Genomic DNA, 18,617 nt, shown 5'->3' with positions numbered 1-18,617 from the left:
GACATGACAGACCCCGTCGATTTCGGCTCGATCACTCCGCGTTTCGAATTACCGTTGCTCTTTGCCGCTCAGGCCCAGAAGGAATTTTTCGTCAACGAGGCGCATGCGCTCGTCGATGCATTGCTCCATCCGGTCGTAAAGGGTCTCATCGAAAGTCCCCCGCCATCGCCAATCGATGGCGAAAGCTGGATAATCGGAGCGAATTCGACCGGCGCTTTCGCCGATCGAACGGACCAGATCGCCACGCTGCAATCAGGGCAGTGGTGCTTCGCCAAGGCGGTCGAGGGGATGACGGTTTACGACAGCGCCCTTGCAAAGCGTCGCTACTATCGTGCCGGATGGCATGTGGCGGTGGATGTCGCTGCGCCATCTGGTGGTAGCGTCCAGGACACACAGGCGAGAACTTCAATCAACCTCATCATCGCTGCGTTGCAAAAGGCCGGGATCGTCACGATAATTTAACCGCCAGATTTCGGGAACTTTCAATTCCGACAGATGTTTGGCGCAGAGTGAGGGCTGTTACCAACGACGACCCATAAGCGTCCTCGCAGTGCAACAAAGACCGCGCAATGTGGTGGCGCTGCGAAGGAAGGCGAGCGGACGGTCGGATTTGGAACTGAATACCTTAACGAGAATAACGCTTGAACTAAGGGGAAACGCTTATGCGTAAAACTGTAATCGGCCTTGCGATGGCATCTGCTGCCTTTGCTTCGCCAGCTCTTGCTCGCGACGATGCGTGGTACATCGAACTCGACGGTGGTGTCACCGTCGCCGAAGACGCTGACGTCAATATCGGCAACACTGTGAATGCCGCCAATGTCGATTGGGATTACGGGGCCGATTTCGGCGGGATCGTGGGTTACGATTTCGGACAGTTTCGTCTTGAGACGGAAGCCTCCTACAAGTTCAACGATGACAATGGCGCCACTGTTCTCGGCACTCAGTTCGATGACGAGGAAATTGCCGTAAACATCAACGCCCTTAGCTTCATGCTGAACGGCATGGTCGATTTCGGAGACGATGACGGTCTGCAGGCGTTTGTCGGCGGCGGTGTCGGCGTAGCTCGGACCAAGGTGAAGTCCGTCGATATCGTCAACGATTCGGACAGCGGCTTTGCCTGGCAGTTGATTGCAGGCATTCGCGCTCCGCTGACGGACAACTGGGATGTCGGCCTGAAATATCGCTACTTCCGTCACGACGACATCAACCTCCTCACCGAGGATGGCAGCGATTTCAACCACGACTACCGCACGCACTCGCTGCTCGGCACGCTGACCTACAACTTCGGTTCGGCCCCGCCGCCGCCGCCCCCGCCGCCGCCGCCGCCGCCCCCGCCGCCGCCGCCGCCCCCGCCGCCCCCGCCGCCCCCGGCTGCGGTGTGCAACACGGGTCCCTACATCGTGTTCTTCGATTGGGATAAGGCGGACATCACGGCCGAGGCCGCAAGCATCCTCGACAGCGCCATCGCGGCCTATGCCGACTGCGACAGCGTTCCGATCATGCTGGCCGGTTACACCGACCGTTCGGGCAGCGAATCGTACAACATGGGCCTCGCCGCCCGCCGCAACACTGCGGTCCGTTCGTACCTCACCGCTCGCTCGATCCCGGACTCGGCGATCACCAGCCAGGCATTCGGCGAAGCGAACCCCCGCGTTCCGACCGCCGACGGCGTGCGCGAACTCCAGAACCGCCGGGTGGAAATCACCTACGGTCCGGGCTCGGGCATGTAAGCAACGCGCGTCACCGCAAACAGGAAAAGGGCCGGAGAAATCCGGCCCTTTTTTGGTGGGCGGCGCGGGTGCAGGGCTGCTTCAGGCGTATCTTAGCGGATCGAGGTGGCCGGCCTTCGCAAACCCTTCTCGACGCAAGCGGCAACTGTCGCACAACCCGCAGGCCGAGCCGTCGGCTTCCGGATCATAGCACGACCAGCTCAATGCCGGATCGAGCCCCAAGCGATAGGCCTCCTCCACGATTTCCGCCTTGCCCAGGAACTGCAGCGGCGCATGGATGGCGAAGGCTTCGCCGCCCGCCCCGGCCTTTGTCGCAAGCTTCGCCAGATCGGCAAAACCCTGGATGAATTCCGGTCGGCAATCGGGATAGCCGGAATAGTCGAGCGCATTCACCCCGATGAAGACATCGCGCGAACCGAGAGCCTCGGCCCAAGCCAGCGTCAACGAGAGGAAGACAAGGTTGCGAGCAGGGACGTAGGTGACGGGAATGTCCGTTCCGACTCCATCCTTCGGTACCGCGACATCATCTGTCAGAGCGGAGCCGCCGAAGGCCCGGAGATCGAGCGGCAGGACCACGTGCCGCTCGCAACCCAGTGCCTTGGCAATGGTCGCCGCACTTTCCAGTTCGCGGCGGTGTCGCTGGTTGTAATCGATGGTCAATGCATTGACTGCATGCCCCTGCTCGATCGCAAGCGCGGCAGTCACCATCGAATCGAGGCCGCCCGACAGGAGGACGACGGCAGAGGATCGGGAGCGCTGGGTCATGTCCGCGCGCTACTCCCCGCCGTCGCCCGGTTCAAGGTCAGACCGCCACCTTGAATATCTTGGAGCAGAAGGCGCAATCGACGTGGATGAAGCCATCGGCTTCACGCATTTCGGCGCGCTCTTCCTCCGCAAAACGACCCAGAACATCAGCGTAGTGCTCCATCGAGCAGCGACAGCCGCGCGTAATCGCTGCCATCGGCGATACGCGGACTTCGTCCTCTTCATGAAACAAGCGCCACAGGATCGACTCCAGGCCGATTTCCGGATCGACCAGTTCGGCGTGCCGCACGCTGCCACCCATGATGGCAACATGCTCCCAGTCGGGATCGTCATAGCGAACATGCAGGCGCTCGCGCCCTTCTTCGCCGTCGGGCAGATGCTGGATTAGGATCCCGGCTGCGATCGCATGCTCGCGATCCGAACTGGTCGCAACGCGAATCAGCGTCGGCAGCTGCTCGGATTGGCGAAAATAATGCTCGCACGCTCCGCTCAAGGTGTCGCCGTCAAGCGGCACGATGCCTTGGTAACGCCCGCCCGCCGCAGGAAGATCGAAGGTGATCGCAAGATAGGCATCCGGTCCGAACAGGGCATCGAGCCGTGGATTTGCGCCGACCTCCGCCATTCGCTCCTCGTCAATCTGCGCATATCCGCGGATCGCACCGTCGTGATAGTCACAAACCAGCAGCGTCACGGCCCCGCCGGTAGCCTGTGCCTGCATGGTGAGCTGGCCACCGTTCTTGAGCAGCGATCCCATCAACGCAGACAGGACCAGTGCCTCGGCCAGTACGTTCTGGATCGCGGGCGGATAGGCATGGGCTGAAAGCACCGCGTCCACCGCCGGGCCAAGTCTGACACAACGCCCGCGCACGTCGCGTGCCGGAAGCGTGAAGCCGAGAACCCTGTCGAAACCAGTTTCGCCTGCCGAAGCGTCCGAACTCATAGCTGACCGAATGCCCACCGCAGCACTGACTTCTGCGCGTGGATCCTGTTCTCCGCCTCGTCCCAGACGATGGAAGCGGGGCTTTCGAAGACCGCCTCGCTCACCTCGTCGCCGACGTGGGCTGGCAGGCAATGCAGGAACACGGCGTCGTGCTTCGCCCTGCCCATCAGCGCTTCGTCGACCTGGAACGGGCGCATCGCGCTCAGCTTTGCCTCCGCTTCGGCCTGGCCCATCGACACCCACGTGTCGGTGACCAGCACGTCGGCATCCCGAGCCGCTTCACAGGCATCACGATAAAGCGTGATCCGCGCCCCGGCGGCACGCGCGGCAGCGATGAACTCGGTATCGGGCTCGTATCCCTCGGGCACGGCATAGCGGACGTTGAACTTCATCAGCCCCGCCGCCTCGATGATCGAGTGCAGCACATTGTTGCCATCGCCGAACCAGGCGACTTCCAGCCCGGGAAGCGGCTTCCGGTGTTCGACCAGGGTCAGCAGGTCGGCGACGATCTGGCACGGGTGCGACCGGTCGGTCAGGCCATTGATGACCGGCACCGTCGCGTGACGGGCCAGTTCCTCGATCTTGGCATGATCGTCCGTGCGGATCATGATCGCATCGACCATCCGCGAAAGAACGCGCGCCGTGTCGGCCACGGTTTCCCCGCGACCGAGCTGCATGCTGCCCGCTTCCATAATCATCGCGCTGCCGCCAAGCTGGCGCATCGCCATGTCGAAGGACACGCGGGTGCGGGTCGAATTCTTCTCGAAGATCATCGCCAGCACGCGGCCCGCGAGCGGGGCGTCCGCATCGGGCTGTCCCTTCGGCAGCCCCTTGCGCGCATCCTTCCGATCGATCGCATCGCCGATCATCGCCGCGATGGCGTCACCGCCCGCGTCGCTCAGGTCGAGGAAATGCCGCACGCTCATGGCTGGTAGTCAGCGGCCCCGGCGGACAGCTTCTCCATGAACTCGTCGATATGCTCATCGGTGATGACTAGCGGCGGCAGGACGCGCACCACATTGTCGCCGGCCGCCACTGTCAGCAGGCCGTGCCGATCCCGCAGATGCGCGACGAACGGCCGGCTTTCCACCGCCATCTTCACGCCCAGCATCAGGCCAAGGCCGCGCACTTCGACGAAGAGGTCCGGGTAGTTGCCGATGAACTGCTCGAGCCGGCTGCGCAGTTTTTCGCCCATCGTACGGACATGCGCGAAGAACTCATCGTTGGCGACCGCATCCAGCACCGCCATCCCCGCAGCCATTGCCAGCGGGTTGCCGCCATACGTGCTGCCGTGCGTGCCGGCGACCATGCCGCGTGCGGCCTTTTCGGTCGCGAGGCAGGCGCCCATCGGGAAGCCGCCGCCGATGCCCTTCGCCGTGGCGAGGATATCGGGTTCTATGCCGAAATGCTCGTACGCATAGAGCTTGCCCGTGCGCGCGACGCCGCACTGCACTTCGTCGAAGATGAGCATCAGGTCGTTGGCATCGGCCAGTTCCCGCAGCCCCTTGATGAAAGCTTCCGTCCCGACGCGGATGCCGCCTTCGCCCTGTACCGGTTCCACCATGATGCCGGCGGTGTGCGGCCCGATCGCCGCCTTCGTCGCTTCAAGATTGCCGAACTCGACATAGCGGAAGCCCGGCAGCAGCGGCATGAAGCCCTTGTGCATCTTCTCTTGGTTGGATGCGCTGATCGTCGCCATCGTGCGCCCGTGGAAGGCGTTGGCGAAGGTGATGATCTCGTAGCGATCCTCGTTGCCGGCGTGCTGGTGATAGGCGCGGGCCGTCTTCATCGCGCACTCGACCGCTTCCGCACCGGAATTGGTGAAAAACACCGTGTCCGCAAACGTCAGATCGACCAGCCGCTGGGCCAGCGCCTCACCCTGCGGGCTGCCGTAGAGGTTCGAGACATGCATCAGCGTGTCGGCCTGCTTCTGGATCGCGCCGATCAGGCCCGGATGCGAGTGACCGAGGAGGTTGACCGCGATACCGCTGGCGAAGTCCAGGAAGCGGCGGCCGTCTTCGGAAACCAGATGGCAGTTGTCCCCGCGAACGGGCCGCACATCACAACGCGGATAGACCGGCATCAGAGGCGTAATCGACATGTCAGGATCCTTGGACGGAATTGAGAAACGAGAAATGGCGGCCCCCGGAAGGAGCCGCCATTCTTGCCCATTTAGGGTATCGGCCTTTCCCGGTCAATTGACCGGAGGCATCACCGGTCGAGCGTCAGCCCTGGACGGGAACGAGGTTCACCGCCGAGTACTTGCCGCGTCGATCGACTTCGAGATCGAATTCGAGGCGGTCGCCCTCGTTGAGGGTCGACAGGCCCGAACGCTCCACCGCGCTGATGTGCACGAAGGCATCCTGCTCGCCATCGTCGCGGGTGATGAAGCCGAAGCCCTTCATGGAATTGAAGAACTTGACCGTGCCCACGGCCTTTTCGCCGGTCAGCTCGCGCTGCGGCGTCTCGCGCTTCTTCTCGACCGCGATCACGTCGCCGACGACCTGGAGATCGCTCGCCGAAATCTTGCCGCCACGATCGACGAGGTTGAATTCGAGCTCCTGACCTTCGGCCAGGCCTTCGAGACCGGCACGCTCAACCGAACTGATGTGGACGAAAACGTCCTCGCCGCCGTCATCGCGCTGGATGAAGCCGAAGCCCTTTTGCGCGTTGAAGAATTTCACGACGCCCTTGCCGGTGCCGACGACCTGAGGAGGCATGCGGCCACCGCCACCGCCAGCGCCGCCGCCGGGGCCACCACGGAAACCACCGCCGCCGCCGCCCGGACCACCCGGGCCGCCGCTGCGGAAGCCGCCGCCGCCACCGCCGCTGCGGTATCCGCCGCCGCCGCCACGATTGTCGCTGAAGCCGCCACGATCACGATCGCCGTACCCCCCGCTACGCTCGCCGCCAAAGTCTTGGCCGTAGCCGAACCCGCTCTGCGAGAAGGGATCGAAACCCTCTTCGCCGATATTATCGCGCTTGTCGCGGCCGCGGCCGCGCCGACCTCTGTCATAACCCATAAATCGAAACGTACCTTAACTCTCGCCCTTCCCTCGATCGTCATGGCCTGCGGACGGACAGTGACCGGACGAACGTGCCGAACTGGAGGGTTCGACACAAATACGCGCCCGGGTATAGGGCATTTGCCAACCCAATGCGAACAATTTGCGCAGCCCCCCGGATTTTTGCCAATCCTGCTGCCGATTTACCATAGTCGCAACGTCCTGGCCGCTTGCGAAGCCTATCGTCGCGGGGCACAGAGCGCTGATGGACATCCTCTCCCTTCTCAGCGATCCGGCGGCCTGGGCCGCCCTGATCACGCTCGTCGTGCTCGAAGTCGTGCTCGGCATCGACAATCTCATCTTCATCGCGATCCTGTCGAACCGGCTTCCGCCCGAACAGCAGAGCAAGGCGCGCCGGATCGGCCTGATCCTCGCCCTCGTGATGCGGATCGGCCTGCTCATGCTGATCGGCTGGCTGGTCACGCTGCAGACGCCGCTGTTCGATCTCGGCATCACCGGCGCGCCGGGTCCGCATGGCGAGCCGGGCTTCGAGACAGCCTTTTCGGGCCGCGACCTGATCCTCCTGGCCGGCGGCCTGTTCCTGTTGTGGAAGGCGACGACCGAGATCCATCATTCGATGGATCCGGAGGGTGAGTCCGGCGCCGTGCTGGACAAGTCGGCGGGCGCACAGGTCGCGACGCTGGGCTTCGGCGCCGCGATCGCCCAGATCATCGCGCTCGACCTTGTCTTCTCGGTCGATTCGATCCTGACCGCGGTGGGCATGACCGACGAAATCCCGATCATGGTGGCCGCCGTCGTCATCACCGTCACGATCATGCTTTTCGCCGCCGACCCGCTGGCAAAGTTCATCGAGCGCAATCCCACGCTGGTCATGCTGGCGCTGGCGTTCCTCGTGATGATCGGGCTGGTGCTGATCGCCGATGCCTTCGGCTTCCATGTGCCGAAGGGCTACATCTACGCCGCGATGGGCTTTTCCGTCGGTGTCGAACTGCTCAACATGGTGCAGCGCAACCGGCGCAGCCGCGCGGCCGCTGTTGCAAGGGAACAATGACATGAGCGACTTTCGCCAGATCGACGACAATCTTTACGCCAGCCCGCAGATCACGGTGGCGGATATCGCCGAAGCCAAGGCGCTGGGCGTCACCCTGATCGTCAACAACCGCCCCGACGACGAATCGCCCGACCAGCCTGCCGGCGCGGAGATCGAGGCCGCGGCGCGTGCGGCGGGAATGGACTATGTCGCGATCCCCGTCACCCACGCCGGCTTCGGACCGGGCCAGGTCGAAGCGATGCGCGATGCGCTGGACCGCGCCGACGGCAAGATCCTCGCCTTCTGCCGCTCGGGCACGCGCTCGACGCTGCTGTGGGCGCTGGCCGAGGCGAAGGCGGGCCGCAACCCGTCGGTCATTGCCTCGAAGGCGGCTGGCGGCGGCTACGACATCTCGCCGATCCGGCAGATGGTCGAAATGCTCTCCGCCGGGGGCTGACAGCCTTCGCAAGCGCCATGAAAAAGGGCCGGCGGCAGCGATGCCCCGGCCCTTTTTCGCATCCGGTGAAGGCGTCACGTCAAAGCGCGGTGTCGCCCGTTTCCCCGGTCCTGATGCGGACTGCGCTGGCAAGCTCCAGAACGAAGATCTTCCCGTCGCCGATCGCGCCGACACCGGCCGCCTGCTGCAGCGTCTCGACGATCTGGGGCGCCAGGGAATCCGACGCCGCGATCTCCAGCTTCACCTTGGGCACCATGTTCACCGCGTACTCGGCACCGCGGTAGATTTCGGTCTGCCCCTTCTGCCGGCCAAAGCCCTTCGCTTCCGAAACGGTCATCCCCGCCACGCCCAGCGTGCCGAGCGCCTCGCGCACCTCCTCGAGCTTGTGCGGCTTGATGACCGCGATGATGTACTTCATCGAAAAGCGCTCCCCCTGCAGGTCCGTGCGATGCCTTGTCGTCGCCGCACTGATGCACTTAATGCCGCCCCGCGCAAGGCGTTAGAGGCAACACCTCCTCCGGACATAAAAAAGGGGGCCGGAAAGCGGCTGGCTTTCCGACCCCTGAAGTTACGTTCGCAGGAGGAACGTTGGATTGGCGGAGCGGGGAGAGGAGAGGAGGTTCCGCTCCGCCAAAACTGGTAACCGAGCCTTAGTTGTAGGCACGCTCGCCATGTTCGCCCAGGTCGAGGCCCATGACCTCGGTCTCTTCGCTGACCCGAAGGCCGGTGACGAGCTTGGCGATGAAGATGGCGATCGCGGTGCCGACAGCGGCGATGACGATCGTGGTGACGACCGCGAAAAGCTGCGTCACGAGCTGGGCGCCCATGACATAGTCGTCGCCGCCCGGGCCGCCCAGCGAGGGGGCGAACACGACCGCGGTGCCGATGGCGCCGACGATACCGCCGATGCCATGGATTCCGAAGGCGTCGAGCGAGTCGTCATAGCCGAGCGCCGGCTTCACCTTCGCAACGAAGAAGAAGCAAATCACCGAAGCCGCCGCGCCCAGCACGATCGCGCCGAAGGGACCGGAGTTGCCGGCCGCCGGAGTGACCGCGACGAGACCCGCGATCACGCCCGAGCAGAAGCCCAGGGCCGAACCCTTGTGGCCCATCGCACGTTCGGTGATCATCCAGAACAGGCCGCCGGCAGCGGTCGCGACGAAGGTGTTGATCATCGCCAGCGCAGCCGAGCCGTTGGCTTCCAGCGCCGAGCCGGCGTTGAAACCGAACCAGCCCACCCACAGCAGGCCGGTGCCGACCATGGTCAACGTCAGACTGTGCGGGGGCATCGGCTCGCTCGGGTATCCCTTGCGCTTGCCGAGGATGAAGGCCGCGACCAGTGCCGAGACGCCGGCGTTGATGTGGACGACTGTTCCGCCGGCAAAGTCCAGCGCGCCCATCGCGAAGAACACGCCGCGGGCTTCCCAGACCATGTGGGCCACGGGGAAGTAGACGATGGTCAGCCAGACGATGGCGAAGACCATGATGGCCGAAAACTTCATGCGTTCCACGAGCGCGCCCAGCACCAGGGCGACCGTGATCGCCGCGAAGGTCATCTGGAACGAGATGAAGACGTATTCGGAAATCACTTCGTCGGTGAAGGTGGCCGCGGTCGAATCCGGGGTCACGCCGGCGAGGAAGAACTTGCCCCAGCTGATGAACTGGTTGCCTTCGGGACCGAAGGCGAGCCCGTAGCCGTACATGACCCAGATCAGCATCGCGAGCGCGGCGACCGCGCCGATCTGCGTCATCGTGGCGAGCATGTTCTTGGAACGGGTCAGGCCGCCGTAGAACAGCGCGAGGCCGGGCAGGATCATCAGCAGGACGAGGACCGTCGAGGTCAACATCCAGGCGTTGTTGCCCGGATTGGGAACGGCAGCGGCCGCCTCGGCGGCGTCCTGCGCGAAGGCGGCAGTGGCGGCGAAAATCGAAGCGCCGAGCGCCGCGGTGCCGCAAAGCATTTTACGGATCATGGTCATACCCCCCGTCAAAGCGCGGTATCGCCGGATTCGCCGGTGCGGATGCGCACGGCGCTGGCGAGGTCGAGAACGAAGATCTTGCCGTCGCCAATCGCCTCGGTGCTGGCGACCTTCTGGATCGTTTCGACGATCTGCGGAGCCAGCGCATCGCTGGCGGCGACCTCGATCTTCACCTTGGGAAGCATGTTGGTCGAGTATTCCGCACCGCGGTAGATTTCGGTCTGGCCCTTCTGGCGTCCGAAACCCTTGACCTCGGTGACCGTCATGCCGGCGACGCCGAGCGAGCCCAGGGCTTCGCGGACTTCATCCAGTTTGAACGGCTTGATGATGGCGATGATGAATTTCATCTCGGCCCCCTTGTTGCCTGCCGGCCCCTCTGCCGGTGCAACAAGCTTTGCAAGCCCCGTGCCAAATCGACGGAACCACTGTATCTTAACGGTTTTGACCTTGAGCAGCCCATCCCCGCCCGCGGCAAGGCGCACGGATTCCGGGCACCGTGACGTCCTGCCTATTTTTTAGGCACGTTTTGTGTGCACCTGCAGCGAAAGGGTGGCCCAGACGGGCAGATGATCCGACGCCTTCGAGGCAAGGAGGCTGTGATGGACGCCGCTGTCGTCACAGGCCCAGTCGCTGGTGGCGAAGATACGGTCGAGCCTGGCGATCGGCCGGCGGGTCGGAAAGCTCGGCCCGCACTCCGCAGTGTGCCAGCCTTCGCGGAACAGTCGGAGCAGCCCGCCGGTCGCCGACCATTCGTTGGTGTCGCCCATCACCACCGTCGGGCAATCGCCGTCGCAGTCGGCGAGATGCCGGAGCACCGCCTCGCCCTGGTGGCGGCGGCGGAATCCGGACAGGTCGAGGTGCATGCCGATGGCGCGCACCCGCCGCTTTCCCATCGTCACGTCGATCCGCACCGCGCCCCGTGGCTCCAGCGTGGGCAGCGGCACCGGCGCGACGTCGAGTACCTCGATGCCCTTCTTCACCAGAAAGGTATTGCCGTGCCAGCCCAGACTGGTCGGCATCATGCCGAGACCGATCGTGCGGTAATGCGAATCCTCGATCCGCGCGCGCGGCAGCACGCTCTCGCGCTGGCCGAAACGGCGGTCGCATTCCTGCAAGGCGACGATATCGGCGTCGATCTCTCGTAGCACCGACAGGATCCGGTCGGGATCGCGACGTCGGTCGAGTCCCACGGCCTTGTGAATGTTGTAGCTTGCGAACTTGAGGCGCAATCCGTTGTCTCTCATCTTCCGAAACGAACGCGCCTCACGCCTCGCGCGTTCCGGGATCGCCCGCGATGTAGCGATCGGGCGTGCGGACCGGAAGACCATCGATGCTGCGGTCGCGAGCCCGGTTCTTGGCCAGCCAGGCCTCCGGGTCGGCGGTGGCGTGATGCCTGATCAGCGTGTTTCTTTCGGCTTCGAAGGACATGAAGGGCACGCCGTAGCCGCAACTGGTCTGCACCTGCTCCACCGTCATGTCGAAGATCTGGCGCGTGCCCGGCAGCAACGCGAAGTGCGACACGAGGCCCGCCCAGTCGGCGTCGTCTGGCAGCACCGGCCTGGCCCGGCCATAGAGCCGCAGGATCTGCGCCGGCTGGACGAAATTGCAGAACATCACCGTGATCCGTCCATCGACGACGAGGTGCGCGTGCGTCTCGTTTCCCGAACCCGCCAGATCGAGCCACGCGACCCGGTTCGGGCCGAGGATGCGAAACACATCGTATCCCTTGGGACTGAGATTGACGCGCCCCTCCGGCGCGGCGGTTGCCACGAAGAACATCGGTTGCGCGCCGATCATCGCGGCGTGCCTGTCATCGATCGCATCGAAGAACTGGGCCATGGCGGACGTTGTAGAACGCGTCCGCCGCCCTGTCACTGTCCACTGCTCACCGCTCCTTGGTCGTTCCGAAGGCGAGGTCGGGATTGCGTTCCTGCTGGTATCCGACATCCCACGACGACTTGGCGAGGAACACCGGATCGCCGTCGCGGTCCCTGGCCATGTTGGCGCGGTTGAAGCCGGCGAACTCCTCGATCTTGCGCTCGTCGCCCTTCAGCCAGCGCGCGGTCGCGAACGGCGCGGGCTCGAGCCCCGCCTCGACCTTGTATTCGGCGGAGAGGCGGCTGATCAGCACGTCGAGCTGAAGCTGACCGACGACCCCGATCACCCACTGGCTGCCGATGTCGGGGTAGAACACCTGGATGACGCCCTCTTCCGACAAGTCGTCGAGAGCCTTCCTCAATTGCTTGGTCTTGGTCGGGTCGCGCAATTGCACGCGGCGCAGGATTTCGGGCGCGAAATTGGGCAGGCCGGTGAAGCGGATGTCGTTGCGCTCCGACAGCGTGTCGCCCACGCGCAGCGTGCCGTGATTGGGGATGCCGATGATGTCGCCCGGCTCGGCGGTGTCGGCGATCTCGCGGTCCTGCGCGAAGAACAGGATCGGCGAGTGCACCGCGATCGGCTTGCCGAGGCCCGACGGCGTCAGCTTCATGCCGCGCTTGAAGGTGCCGGACACCAGCCGCATGAAGGCGATGCGGTCGCGGTGCTGCGGGTCCATGTTGGCTTGGACCTTGAAGATGAACCCCGAAACCTCGTCCTGCGTCGGTTCGATGGGGCCGTTCTCGCTGGGCTGCGGGCGGGGCGGCGGGGCGTACCCGGCAATTGCCTCGATCAATTGCACGACACCGAAGTTCTTCAGCGCCGAACCGAAGTAGACCGGCGTCAGGTCGCCGCTGCGATAGGCGTCGACATCGAATTCGGGATAGCCGTGCCGGGCCAGCTCGATCTGTTCGGCAAAGGCTTCGGGGATCTCGGCATTCGCGTCGACGCGCCCGAGGAATTCCTTCGACCCGCCCTCGGGCCGTGCGACAGACCCGGTCGCGAGATCGAGAATGCCCTCGAACTGGCCGCCCATGCCGACCGGCCAGGTCATCGGCGTCACGTCCAGCGCCAGCATGTCGGCCACTTCATCGAGCAGTTCGAACGGATCGCGTCCCTCGCGGTCGACCTTGTTGACGAAGGTGATGATCGGCACCGACCGCAACCGGCAGACCTCGAACAGCTTGCGGGTCTGCGGTTCGATGCCCTTGGCCGCGTCGATCACCATGATCGCCGAATCGACCGCGGTCAGCGTGCGATAGGTGTCTTCGGAAAAATCCTCGTGCCCCGGCGTGTCGAGCAGGTTGAACGTGATCCCCTCGCGCTCGAAGGTCATGACCGACGAGGTCACCGAGATGCCGCGCTGCTGCTCGATCTTCATCCAGTCCGACCGCGCGCGTCGCGCCTGGCCGCGGGCCTTAACTTCGCCGGCAAGATGGATCGCGCCGCCGGTCAGCAGCAGCTTCTCGGTCAGCGTGGTCTTGCCCGCATCGGGGTGGGAAATGATCGCGAAAGTGCGGCGCTGTGTCATGCGGGAAGTTCTGTCTCAGTCCCTGATGACATGGAAACCCGCGAAGCTCTGGGTCACTGGCATCAGTTCTATGGTGTTGATGTTGAGGTAGGGCGGCTGCGTCGCGACCCACAGGATGGTCTCGGCGATATCCTCGCCGGTCATCGGGTTGGCGCCGGCATAGAGCTTGTCGGCCATGTCCTTGTCCCCGGCGTTGCGAACGATGGAGAACTCGGTCTCGACCATCCCCGGCTCGATCGAGGTCACCCTGACGCCGGTTCCGGCAAGGTCGGACCGCAGGCACAGGCTGAACTGGCGGACGAAGGCCTTGGTCCCGCCATAGACGTTGCCGCCCTTGTACGGGTAGCTCGCCGCCACGGAAGACAGGTTGATGATCGAACCCTTCCGCTCGATCAGCGTGGGCAGCAGCCTGTGCGTGATCGAGACCAGCGCGGTGACGTTGGTGTCGATCATCGTCTTCCAGTCGGCAAGATCCGATTCCCAGGCCGGCGCGGTGCCGAGCGCGAGCCCGGCATTGTTGACGAGGCAATCGACCTGCGCGAATTCGCCCGGCAGGGCGGCGAGCACGGCATCGCGCGCCGCCTCGTCGCGCACATCGAACAGCGCGGGGCAGAACAGGTCGCCCAGCTCCTCGGCCAGTTCGGTCAGCCGCTCCTCGCGCCGCCCGGTGCCGACAACGCGCCAGCCCGCACCGACGAATTCGCGCGCGCAGGCGGCGCCGATGCCGGCGGTGGCCCCGGTGACGAGTGCAGTGGGCATGGTGTCAGTCTCCCTCGGTCAATGGCGCGGCGGGGCGGATGGTGATGGCGACGGCAAAGCTGCGATCCTCGCCCGGCGCCAGCTCCATCACTCCGGGCTTGGTCCGGAAATCGCCATCGAACCCCGCCGGATCGGCGATCCCGGCCCAGGGTTCGAGGCAGATGAAATCCGCCCCCGGCTTCTGCCAGATGCCCAGCATCGGGCAATCGGGGTAGGCAATGGCTATGGCCGCGGCACGGATACCTTCGGTGGTCTCGCCTTCATAGGTCAGTGCGCGGCTGGCGGGCTGGTCCCAGATCATCGCGTCGTTCTCGAACAGGATCGGTCGCAGGTCGAGCACGCCGTCGGGGCCGACGTTGGTATCCTCATAGGCGCGCAGCAGGCCGTCGGCGTCGAGGCGGCGGATCGGGCCCGGCTCGCGCTTGTCGAAGACGATGCGGTGTTTCAGCTTCGCGCCCCCGCCCGGCAGCGGCCAGACGAAACCGGGGTGGAAACCGATACAGAAGGGCATCGGCTCGTCGCCGGTGTTGCGGATGATGGCGGCGACGGAGAGGGTCGCGCCCTCAATCGCGTAATGCAGCTCCAAGTCGAAGGCGAAGGGATAGACTTGGCGGGTCGCTTCATCGTCGGAAAGCCGCAGGACGAGGTTGCCCTCGCCATGCTCCACCGTGTCGAACTCGCGCCGCCGGGCAAAGCCGTGGCGCGGCAGTGGGTATTCCCGCCCGTCCAGCCGCATCACCCCGCCAGCCAGTTCGCCGACGATCGGAAACAGGATCGGCGCATGGCCCGACCAGAACGCCGGGTCGCCGTCGGTTATCCACTCCGCGCCGCTGGCGTCGGCGATCGACAGCAGTTCGGCGCCAAGCGCGGCGATGCGGACGGTCAGTTCGTCCGAGGCGATGGTGAAGGTTTCGCTCACCCGCCCTCCTCAGCCCCTGAGGACCGCCCCGATCTTCGCCGCCGCCGCCGTCACCGCGTCGCTCACCGCCTTCAGATCGGCTTCGGTAAAGGTCGCATCGGTCGGTTGCAGCGTCACTTCGACGGCGAGCGACTTCTGCCCCTCGGGCACGCCCTGCCCGGCGAACAGGTCGAACAGGCGGGCATCGACGATGCGCTTCTTGTCCGCGTTCCGGATCGTGCGGACGAGATCGCCCGCGGGCATCGCGGCGGGCACGAGAAAGGCGAAGTCGCGCGACACCGCCTGCAACGCGGGCGGGGTGTAGCTGGCGCGGGTAAATGTCGCCGCGCCCTTCTTCGCCGGAATCGCCTCAAGGTCGATCTCGACGACGACCACGGGCCCGTCGAGGTCGAACGCCTTGGCGACCGCGGGATGCAGCGTGCCGAAGCGCGCCAGCACGTTCTTCGGCCCCAGCCGCAGCGTCGCCGACTGGCCGGGGTGATACTGGTTGCCGGCCTCGCCCATCACCATCAGGTTGGCGACAGGGGCACCGGCAGCCTCGAGCAGGGCCGTCGCCTCCGCCTTGGCGTCGAAGGCGTCGAAGCCCTGCGCCTTGCCGCCCTGCCACGACCGCGCCGAACGCTCACCCGCCAGCACGACGCCGAGCGTCATGCGCTCGTCGCTCGCGCCCGCTTCGCCGCGCAGGTAACGGCGGCCGATCTCGAACAGGCGAGCCGAACCGGCGCCGCGCGCCAGGTTCCGCCGCGCCGCCATCAGCAGGCCCGGCAGCAGCGAGGGGCGCATCGCCTTCATGTCCTCGCTGATCGGGTTGGCCAGAACCCAGAGCGGCTGGTCCGCGAACATTTCCGCCTCGGCCAACGGCAGGAAAGACCAGGTCACCGCCTCGTTCAACCCGCGCGCGGCGGCGGCGCGGCGCAACCGGCGCTCGCGCGCCTGCATCGCCGTCGCGGTCGGCATGGCGACCCCGGCGGCGCGCGGCAGCGGCACCGAAGGCACGTCGTCGAGCCCGTGGATGCGGATCACTTCCTCGACGATGTCGGGCGCGCCGTCGACGTCGGGACGCCAGCTCGGCACCGTCACCGCCCAGTGATCGTCCACCGCAGCGATCTCGAACCCCAGCGCGGCCAGGATGCGCTGCTGTTCTTCCTCGCGCACCGCGACCCCGCCCAGCGTTGCGGCCAGCGCCGGATCGTAGCGCACGACCTTGCCGCCGGCGGGCGGCGCACCGACGTGGCTCGCCTCGCTCGCCTCGCCGCCGCAAATGTCGAGGATCAGGCCGGTCAGGATCTCCAGCCCCGGCCGCAGGAAGTCGGGATCGACCCCGCGCTCGAAGCGGCTGCGCGCATCGCTCGTCAGATTAAGCGCGCGCCCGGTCTGCGCGATGCGTTCGGGATCGAAGTAGGCGACCTCGAGCAGGACATCGGTCGTCGTTTCCGAACAGCCCGAATGCTCCCCGCCCATGATGCCGGCGATGTCGTGGACGCCGCTGTCGTCGGCGATCACCGTCATCGTTTCGTCGAGCACGTAGCTCTTCTCGTTGAGCGCGGTGACCCCCTCGCCCGCCTTCGCCCGCCGCGCGACGACCGCGCCGGTCAGCTTGGCAAGATCATAGGCATGGGCCGGGCGGCCGTAAGTCAGCATGACGTAGTTGGTGATGTCGACCAGCGCCGAGATCGGGCGCTGCCCCGCCGACTTGAGCCGTGCCTGCATCCAGGCCGGGCTGGCGCTGTTGGTGACGCCGCGGATGGTGCGCCCGAAGAACGCAGGGCAACCCTCTGGGTCCTCGGTGCGGATTTCCACCACGCAGGGGTGGGAGCCGCGATGTTCGACCGCCGCGACCGGCTTCAGCGTCCCCAGCCCCGCCGCCGCGAGATCGCGCGCGATGCCGTAGACGCCCATGCAGTCGGGCCGGTTCGGGGTGATCGACAGATCGAAGACCGGGTCGTCGAGATGGGCGTATTCGGCGAATTCGCGGCCCACCGGCGCATCGGCGGGCAGCTCGATGATGCCGTCGTGATCGTCGCCCAAGTCCAGTTCGCGGCTGGAGCACATCATCCCGTTCGATTCGACGCCGCGGATCGCCGCCTTGCGCATTTCCATGCCATTGGCCGGCACGACCGCGCCGGGGGTGCCGAGCACGCCGACCAGCCCCGCCCGCGCATTGGGCGCGCCGCACACGACCTGCAGCGGCTGTCCGTCACCCAGGTCGACCGAAAGCACCTGCAGCTTGTCGGCATCGGGGTGCGGCGCGGCCGTCATGACGCGCGCGATGCGGAACCCCGCCAGCGCCGCCGCCGGGTTTTCCAGCCCTTCGACCTCCAGCCCGATGGCGTTGAGCCTGGCCGCGATCTCGGTCGCGGTCGCGTCGGTGTCGAGATGATCCTTGAGCCAGGAGAGCGAGAACTTCATGCCGCCACTCCCACGCCGCCGGACAGGGTCGGCACGTCGAGCGCCGAGAACCCGTAGTGCTTCATCCAGCGCAAGTCGCCGTCGAAGAAGGCGCGCAAGTCGTCCATGCCGTATTTCAGCATCGCAAGCCGGTCGACCCCGGTGCCGAACGCGAAGCCCTGCCACTCGTCGGGGTCGAGCCCGCCGAATTCGATGACCTTGCGATTGACCATGCCGCTGCCCAGCACTTCCATCCAGGCATGGCCCTCGTCGTCGCCCGACCCGCCGACGATCCGGCGCCCCTTCTCGACCGAATAGCCGACATCGACCTCGACCGAAGGCTCGGTGAAAGGAAAGTAGCTGGGCCGCAGGCGCAGGACGATGTCGTCCCGCTCGAAGAACGCCTTGAGGAAGGTTTCCAGCGTCCACTTGAGGTGGCCGAGATGGATGCCCTTGTCGATGACCAGTCCCTCGATCTGGTGGAACATCGGCGTGTGGGTCGCGTCGCTGTCGCTGCGGTAGACGCGGCCCGGCGCAATGATGCGCAGCGGCGCACCGTCCCTCATCATCGACCGGATCTGCACGGGCGAAGTGTGGGTGCGCAGCAGCATGGATTTTTTCTGGCCTACCGCTTCGCTGCTTGAGGCCGGGTGTCCTTCGGCGTCGGCATCCGGGAAATAGAACGTGTCGTGCATCGCCCGCGCCGGATGGCTTTCCGGCATGTTGAGCGCGGTGAAGTTGTGCCAGTCGTCCTCGATCTCCGGCCCCGTCGCGACCGCGAAGCCGAGATCGGCGAAGATTTCCGCAAGTTCGTCCATCACCTGGCTGACCGGGTGGACCGATCCGGCGGGTGCATCGGGCGCGGGCAGCGACAGGTCGAGCATTTCGCTGGCCAACCGCGCTTCCATCGCCGCGCTTTCCAGAGTGGCCTTGCGCGCGGCGATCGCGGCGGCAACCTCGTCGCGCAGCACGTTGAAGCGGGCCCCGGCGGCGGAGCGTTCCTCGGGGCTCATGCCGCCCAGCGTCTTCATCAGGGCGGAAATCGACCCCTTCTTGCCGAGGTAGCCGACCCGGTGCTCTTCCAGAGCGTCGAGCGTCTGCGCCTCGTTGATGCGTGCTAGCGCCTCTGCGCGCAGCGAATCGGTGTCGGTCATGGATCCTGTCTTCGGCTTCGAAGGTGGGCGATTGCGACCGCTCTCTAGGCACAGTGCCCCCGCT

The 18,617-nt window shown here is 65.5% G+C and carries 19 protein-coding genes; 4 read left to right on the top strand and 15 right to left on the bottom strand.

Going from position 1 to position 18,617, the window contains the following annotated elements; all coding sequences use genetic code 11:
* Positions 1-3: 3 nt before the first annotated feature.
* Positions 4-462, top strand: coding sequence for a DUF2793 domain-containing protein (locus tag J2X37_RS09775; protein ID WP_310020563.1), 459 nt, complete (start codon positions 4-6; stop codon positions 460-462).
* Between the two features lie 200 nt (positions 463-662).
* Positions 663-1,730, top strand: coding sequence for an outer membrane beta-barrel protein (locus J2X37_RS09770; protein WP_310020561.1), 1,068 nt, complete (start codon positions 663-665; stop codon positions 1,728-1,730).
* An 81-nt stretch (positions 1,731-1,811) separates the two neighbouring features.
* Here the strand turns inward: J2X37_RS09770 and queC are convergent, their stop codons facing one another.
* The 5 genes from queC to J2X37_RS09745 all read right to left on the bottom strand — a co-directional run bounded on the left by queC (position 1,812) and on the right by J2X37_RS09745 (position 6,458).
* A complete protein-coding gene (gene queC, locus J2X37_RS09765) occupies positions 1,812-2,495 on the bottom strand; it encodes a 7-cyano-7-deazaguanine synthase QueC (RefSeq protein WP_310020559.1) in 684 nt (227 codons plus the stop codon).
* Positions 2,496-2,532: 37 nt separating this feature from the next.
* A complete protein-coding gene (locus J2X37_RS09760) occupies positions 2,533-3,435 on the bottom strand; it encodes an Hsp33 family molecular chaperone HslO (RefSeq protein ID WP_310020557.1) in 903 nt (300 codons plus the stop codon).
* A complete protein-coding gene (gene argF / locus J2X37_RS09755; protein WP_310020555.1) occupies positions 3,432-4,361 on the bottom strand; it encodes an ornithine carbamoyltransferase in 930 nt (309 codons plus the stop codon). The genes J2X37_RS09760 and argF overlap by 4 nt, the downstream gene beginning before the upstream one ends.
* Positions 4,358-5,536 (bottom strand): aspartate aminotransferase family protein, encoded by a 1,179-nt coding sequence (locus J2X37_RS09750; RefSeq protein ID WP_310020552.1) that lies wholly within the window; start codon positions 5,534-5,536, stop codon positions 4,358-4,360. The genes argF and J2X37_RS09750 overlap by 4 nt, the downstream gene beginning before the upstream one ends.
* 124 nt (positions 5,537-5,660) lie before the next feature.
* Positions 5,661-6,458: a cold-shock protein gene (locus J2X37_RS09745; protein ID WP_310020550.1), complete on the bottom strand. Its 798-nt coding sequence runs from the start codon at positions 6,456-6,458 to the stop codon at positions 5,661-5,663.
* A 247-nt stretch (positions 6,459-6,705) separates the two neighbouring features.
* On the opposite strand from J2X37_RS09745, the gene J2X37_RS09740 reads away from it, so the two are divergent.
* Both J2X37_RS09740 and J2X37_RS09735 read left to right on the top strand, forming a co-directional pair.
* On the top strand, positions 6,706-7,512 hold the full coding sequence (locus J2X37_RS09740; protein WP_310020548.1) for a TerC family protein: 807 nt from the start codon (positions 6,706-6,708) through the stop codon (positions 7,510-7,512).
* 1 nt (position 7,513) lies between these two features.
* Complete coding sequence (locus tag J2X37_RS09735) at positions 7,514-7,948, top strand: TIGR01244 family sulfur transferase (RefSeq protein ID WP_310020546.1); 435 nt, start codon at positions 7,514-7,516, stop codon at positions 7,946-7,948.
* 79 nt (positions 7,949-8,027) lie between these two features.
* Here J2X37_RS09735 and J2X37_RS09730 read toward each other — a convergent pair whose 3' ends face one another.
* The 10 genes from J2X37_RS09730 to pheS all read right to left on the bottom strand — a co-directional run bounded on the left by J2X37_RS09730 (position 8,028) and on the right by pheS (position 18,553).
* Positions 8,028-8,366: a P-II family nitrogen regulator gene (locus J2X37_RS09730; RefSeq protein ID WP_310020544.1), complete on the bottom strand. Its 339-nt coding sequence runs from the start codon at positions 8,364-8,366 to the stop codon at positions 8,028-8,030.
* Positions 8,367-8,598: 232 nt separating this feature from the next.
* Positions 8,599-9,921, bottom strand: coding sequence for an ammonium transporter (locus J2X37_RS09725; RefSeq protein ID WP_310020542.1), 1,323 nt, complete (start codon positions 9,919-9,921; stop codon positions 8,599-8,601).
* A gap of 14 nt (positions 9,922-9,935) precedes the next feature.
* Positions 9,936-10,274, bottom strand: a complete 339-nt coding sequence (locus tag J2X37_RS09720; protein ID WP_310020540.1) for a P-II family nitrogen regulator — start codon at positions 10,272-10,274, stop codon at positions 9,936-9,938.
* A 168-nt stretch (positions 10,275-10,442) separates the two neighbouring features.
* Complete coding sequence (locus J2X37_RS09715) at positions 10,443-11,171, bottom strand: endonuclease/exonuclease/phosphatase family protein (protein WP_310020538.1); 729 nt, start codon at positions 11,169-11,171, stop codon at positions 10,443-10,445.
* Positions 11,172-11,190: 19 nt separating this feature from the next.
* Positions 11,191-11,766 (bottom strand): pyridoxamine 5'-phosphate oxidase family protein, encoded by a 576-nt coding sequence (locus J2X37_RS09710; RefSeq protein ID WP_310020536.1) that lies wholly within the window; start codon positions 11,764-11,766, stop codon positions 11,191-11,193.
* Between the two features lie 46 nt (positions 11,767-11,812).
* Positions 11,813-13,333, bottom strand: coding sequence for a peptide chain release factor 3 (locus J2X37_RS09705; RefSeq protein WP_310020534.1), 1,521 nt, complete (start codon positions 13,331-13,333; stop codon positions 11,813-11,815).
* A 15-nt stretch (positions 13,334-13,348) separates the two neighbouring features.
* Entirely contained in the window at positions 13,349-14,092 is a 744-nt protein-coding gene (locus J2X37_RS09700; protein ID WP_310020532.1) for an SDR family NAD(P)-dependent oxidoreductase, read from the bottom strand.
* 4 nt (positions 14,093-14,096) lie between these two features.
* Positions 14,097-15,011, bottom strand: a complete 915-nt coding sequence (locus tag J2X37_RS09695) for an aldose 1-epimerase family protein (protein WP_310020531.1) — start codon at positions 15,009-15,011, stop codon at positions 14,097-14,099.
* A gap of 9 nt (positions 15,012-15,020) precedes the next feature.
* A complete protein-coding gene (gene pheT, locus J2X37_RS09690) occupies positions 15,021-17,420 on the bottom strand; it encodes a phenylalanine--tRNA ligase subunit beta (protein ID WP_310020528.1) in 2,400 nt (799 codons plus the stop codon).
* The gene (pheS, locus tag J2X37_RS09685; protein ID WP_310020526.1) at positions 17,417-18,553 is read right to left on the bottom strand and encodes a phenylalanine--tRNA ligase subunit alpha; all 1,137 of its coding nucleotides are present in this window, start codon (positions 18,551-18,553) and stop codon (positions 17,417-17,419) included. The genes pheT and pheS overlap by 4 nt, the downstream gene beginning before the upstream one ends.
* Positions 18,554-18,617 lie beyond the last annotated feature (64 nt).

It is taken from the genome of Croceicoccus sp. BE223, assembly GCF_031457155.1.
In the GTDB taxonomy this organism is placed as follows: Bacteria; Pseudomonadota; Alphaproteobacteria; order Sphingomonadales; family Sphingomonadaceae; genus Croceicoccus.
This window is presented reverse-complemented; position numbering and strand designations above follow the sequence as displayed.

What these genes read in the sequence shown, in the direction of transcription:
- J2X37_RS09775 (WP_310020563.1), top strand. Translation starts at nt 4, where the DNA reads ATGACAGACCCCGTCGATTTCGGCTCGATCACTCCGCGTTTCGAATTA.
- J2X37_RS09770 (WP_310020561.1), top strand. Translation starts at nt 663, where the DNA reads ATGCGTAAAACTGTAATCGGCCTTGCGATGGCATCTGCTGCCTTTGCT.
- queC (WP_310020559.1), bottom strand. Translation starts at nt 2,495, where the DNA reads ATGACCCAGCGCTCCCGATCCTCTGCCGTCGTCCTCCTGTCGGGCGGC.
- J2X37_RS09760 (WP_310020557.1), bottom strand. Translation starts at nt 3,435, where the DNA reads ATGAGTTCGGACGCTTCGGCAGGCGAAACTGGTTTCGACAGGGTTCTC.
- argF (WP_310020555.1), bottom strand. Translation starts at nt 4,361, where the DNA reads ATGAGCGTGCGGCATTTCCTCGACCTGAGCGACGCGGGCGGTGACGCC.
- J2X37_RS09750 (WP_310020552.1), bottom strand. Translation starts at nt 5,536, where the DNA reads ATGTCGATTACGCCTCTGATGCCGGTCTATCCGCGTTGTGATGTGCGG.
- J2X37_RS09745 (WP_310020550.1), bottom strand. Translation starts at nt 6,458, where the DNA reads ATGGGTTATGACAGAGGTCGGCGCGGCCGCGGCCGCGACAAGCGCGAT.
- J2X37_RS09740 (WP_310020548.1), top strand. Translation starts at nt 6,706, where the DNA reads ATGGACATCCTCTCCCTTCTCAGCGATCCGGCGGCCTGGGCCGCCCTG.
- J2X37_RS09735 (WP_310020546.1), top strand. Translation starts at nt 7,514, where the DNA reads ATGAGCGACTTTCGCCAGATCGACGACAATCTTTACGCCAGCCCGCAG.
- J2X37_RS09730 (WP_310020544.1), bottom strand. Translation starts at nt 8,366, where the DNA reads ATGAAGTACATCATCGCGGTCATCAAGCCGCACAAGCTCGAGGAGGTG.
- J2X37_RS09725 (WP_310020542.1), bottom strand. Translation starts at nt 9,921, where the DNA reads ATGATCCGTAAAATGCTTTGCGGCACCGCGGCGCTCGGCGCTTCGATT.
- J2X37_RS09720 (WP_310020540.1), bottom strand. Translation starts at nt 10,274, where the DNA reads ATGAAATTCATCATCGCCATCATCAAGCCGTTCAAACTGGATGAAGTC.
- J2X37_RS09715 (WP_310020538.1), bottom strand. Translation starts at nt 11,171, where the DNA reads ATGAGAGACAACGGATTGCGCCTCAAGTTCGCAAGCTACAACATTCAC.
- J2X37_RS09710 (WP_310020536.1), bottom strand. Translation starts at nt 11,766, where the DNA reads ATGGCCCAGTTCTTCGATGCGATCGATGACAGGCACGCCGCGATGATC.
- J2X37_RS09705 (WP_310020534.1), bottom strand. Translation starts at nt 13,333, where the DNA reads ATGACACAGCGCCGCACTTTCGCGATCATTTCCCACCCCGATGCGGGC.
- J2X37_RS09700 (WP_310020532.1), bottom strand. Translation starts at nt 14,092, where the DNA reads ATGCCCACTGCACTCGTCACCGGGGCCACCGCCGGCATCGGCGCCGCC.
- pheT (WP_310020528.1), bottom strand. Translation starts at nt 17,420, where the DNA reads ATGAAGTTCTCGCTCTCCTGGCTCAAGGATCATCTCGACACCGACGCG.
- pheS (WP_310020526.1), bottom strand. Translation starts at nt 18,553, where the DNA reads ATGACCGACACCGATTCGCTGCGCGCAGAGGCGCTAGCACGCATCAAC.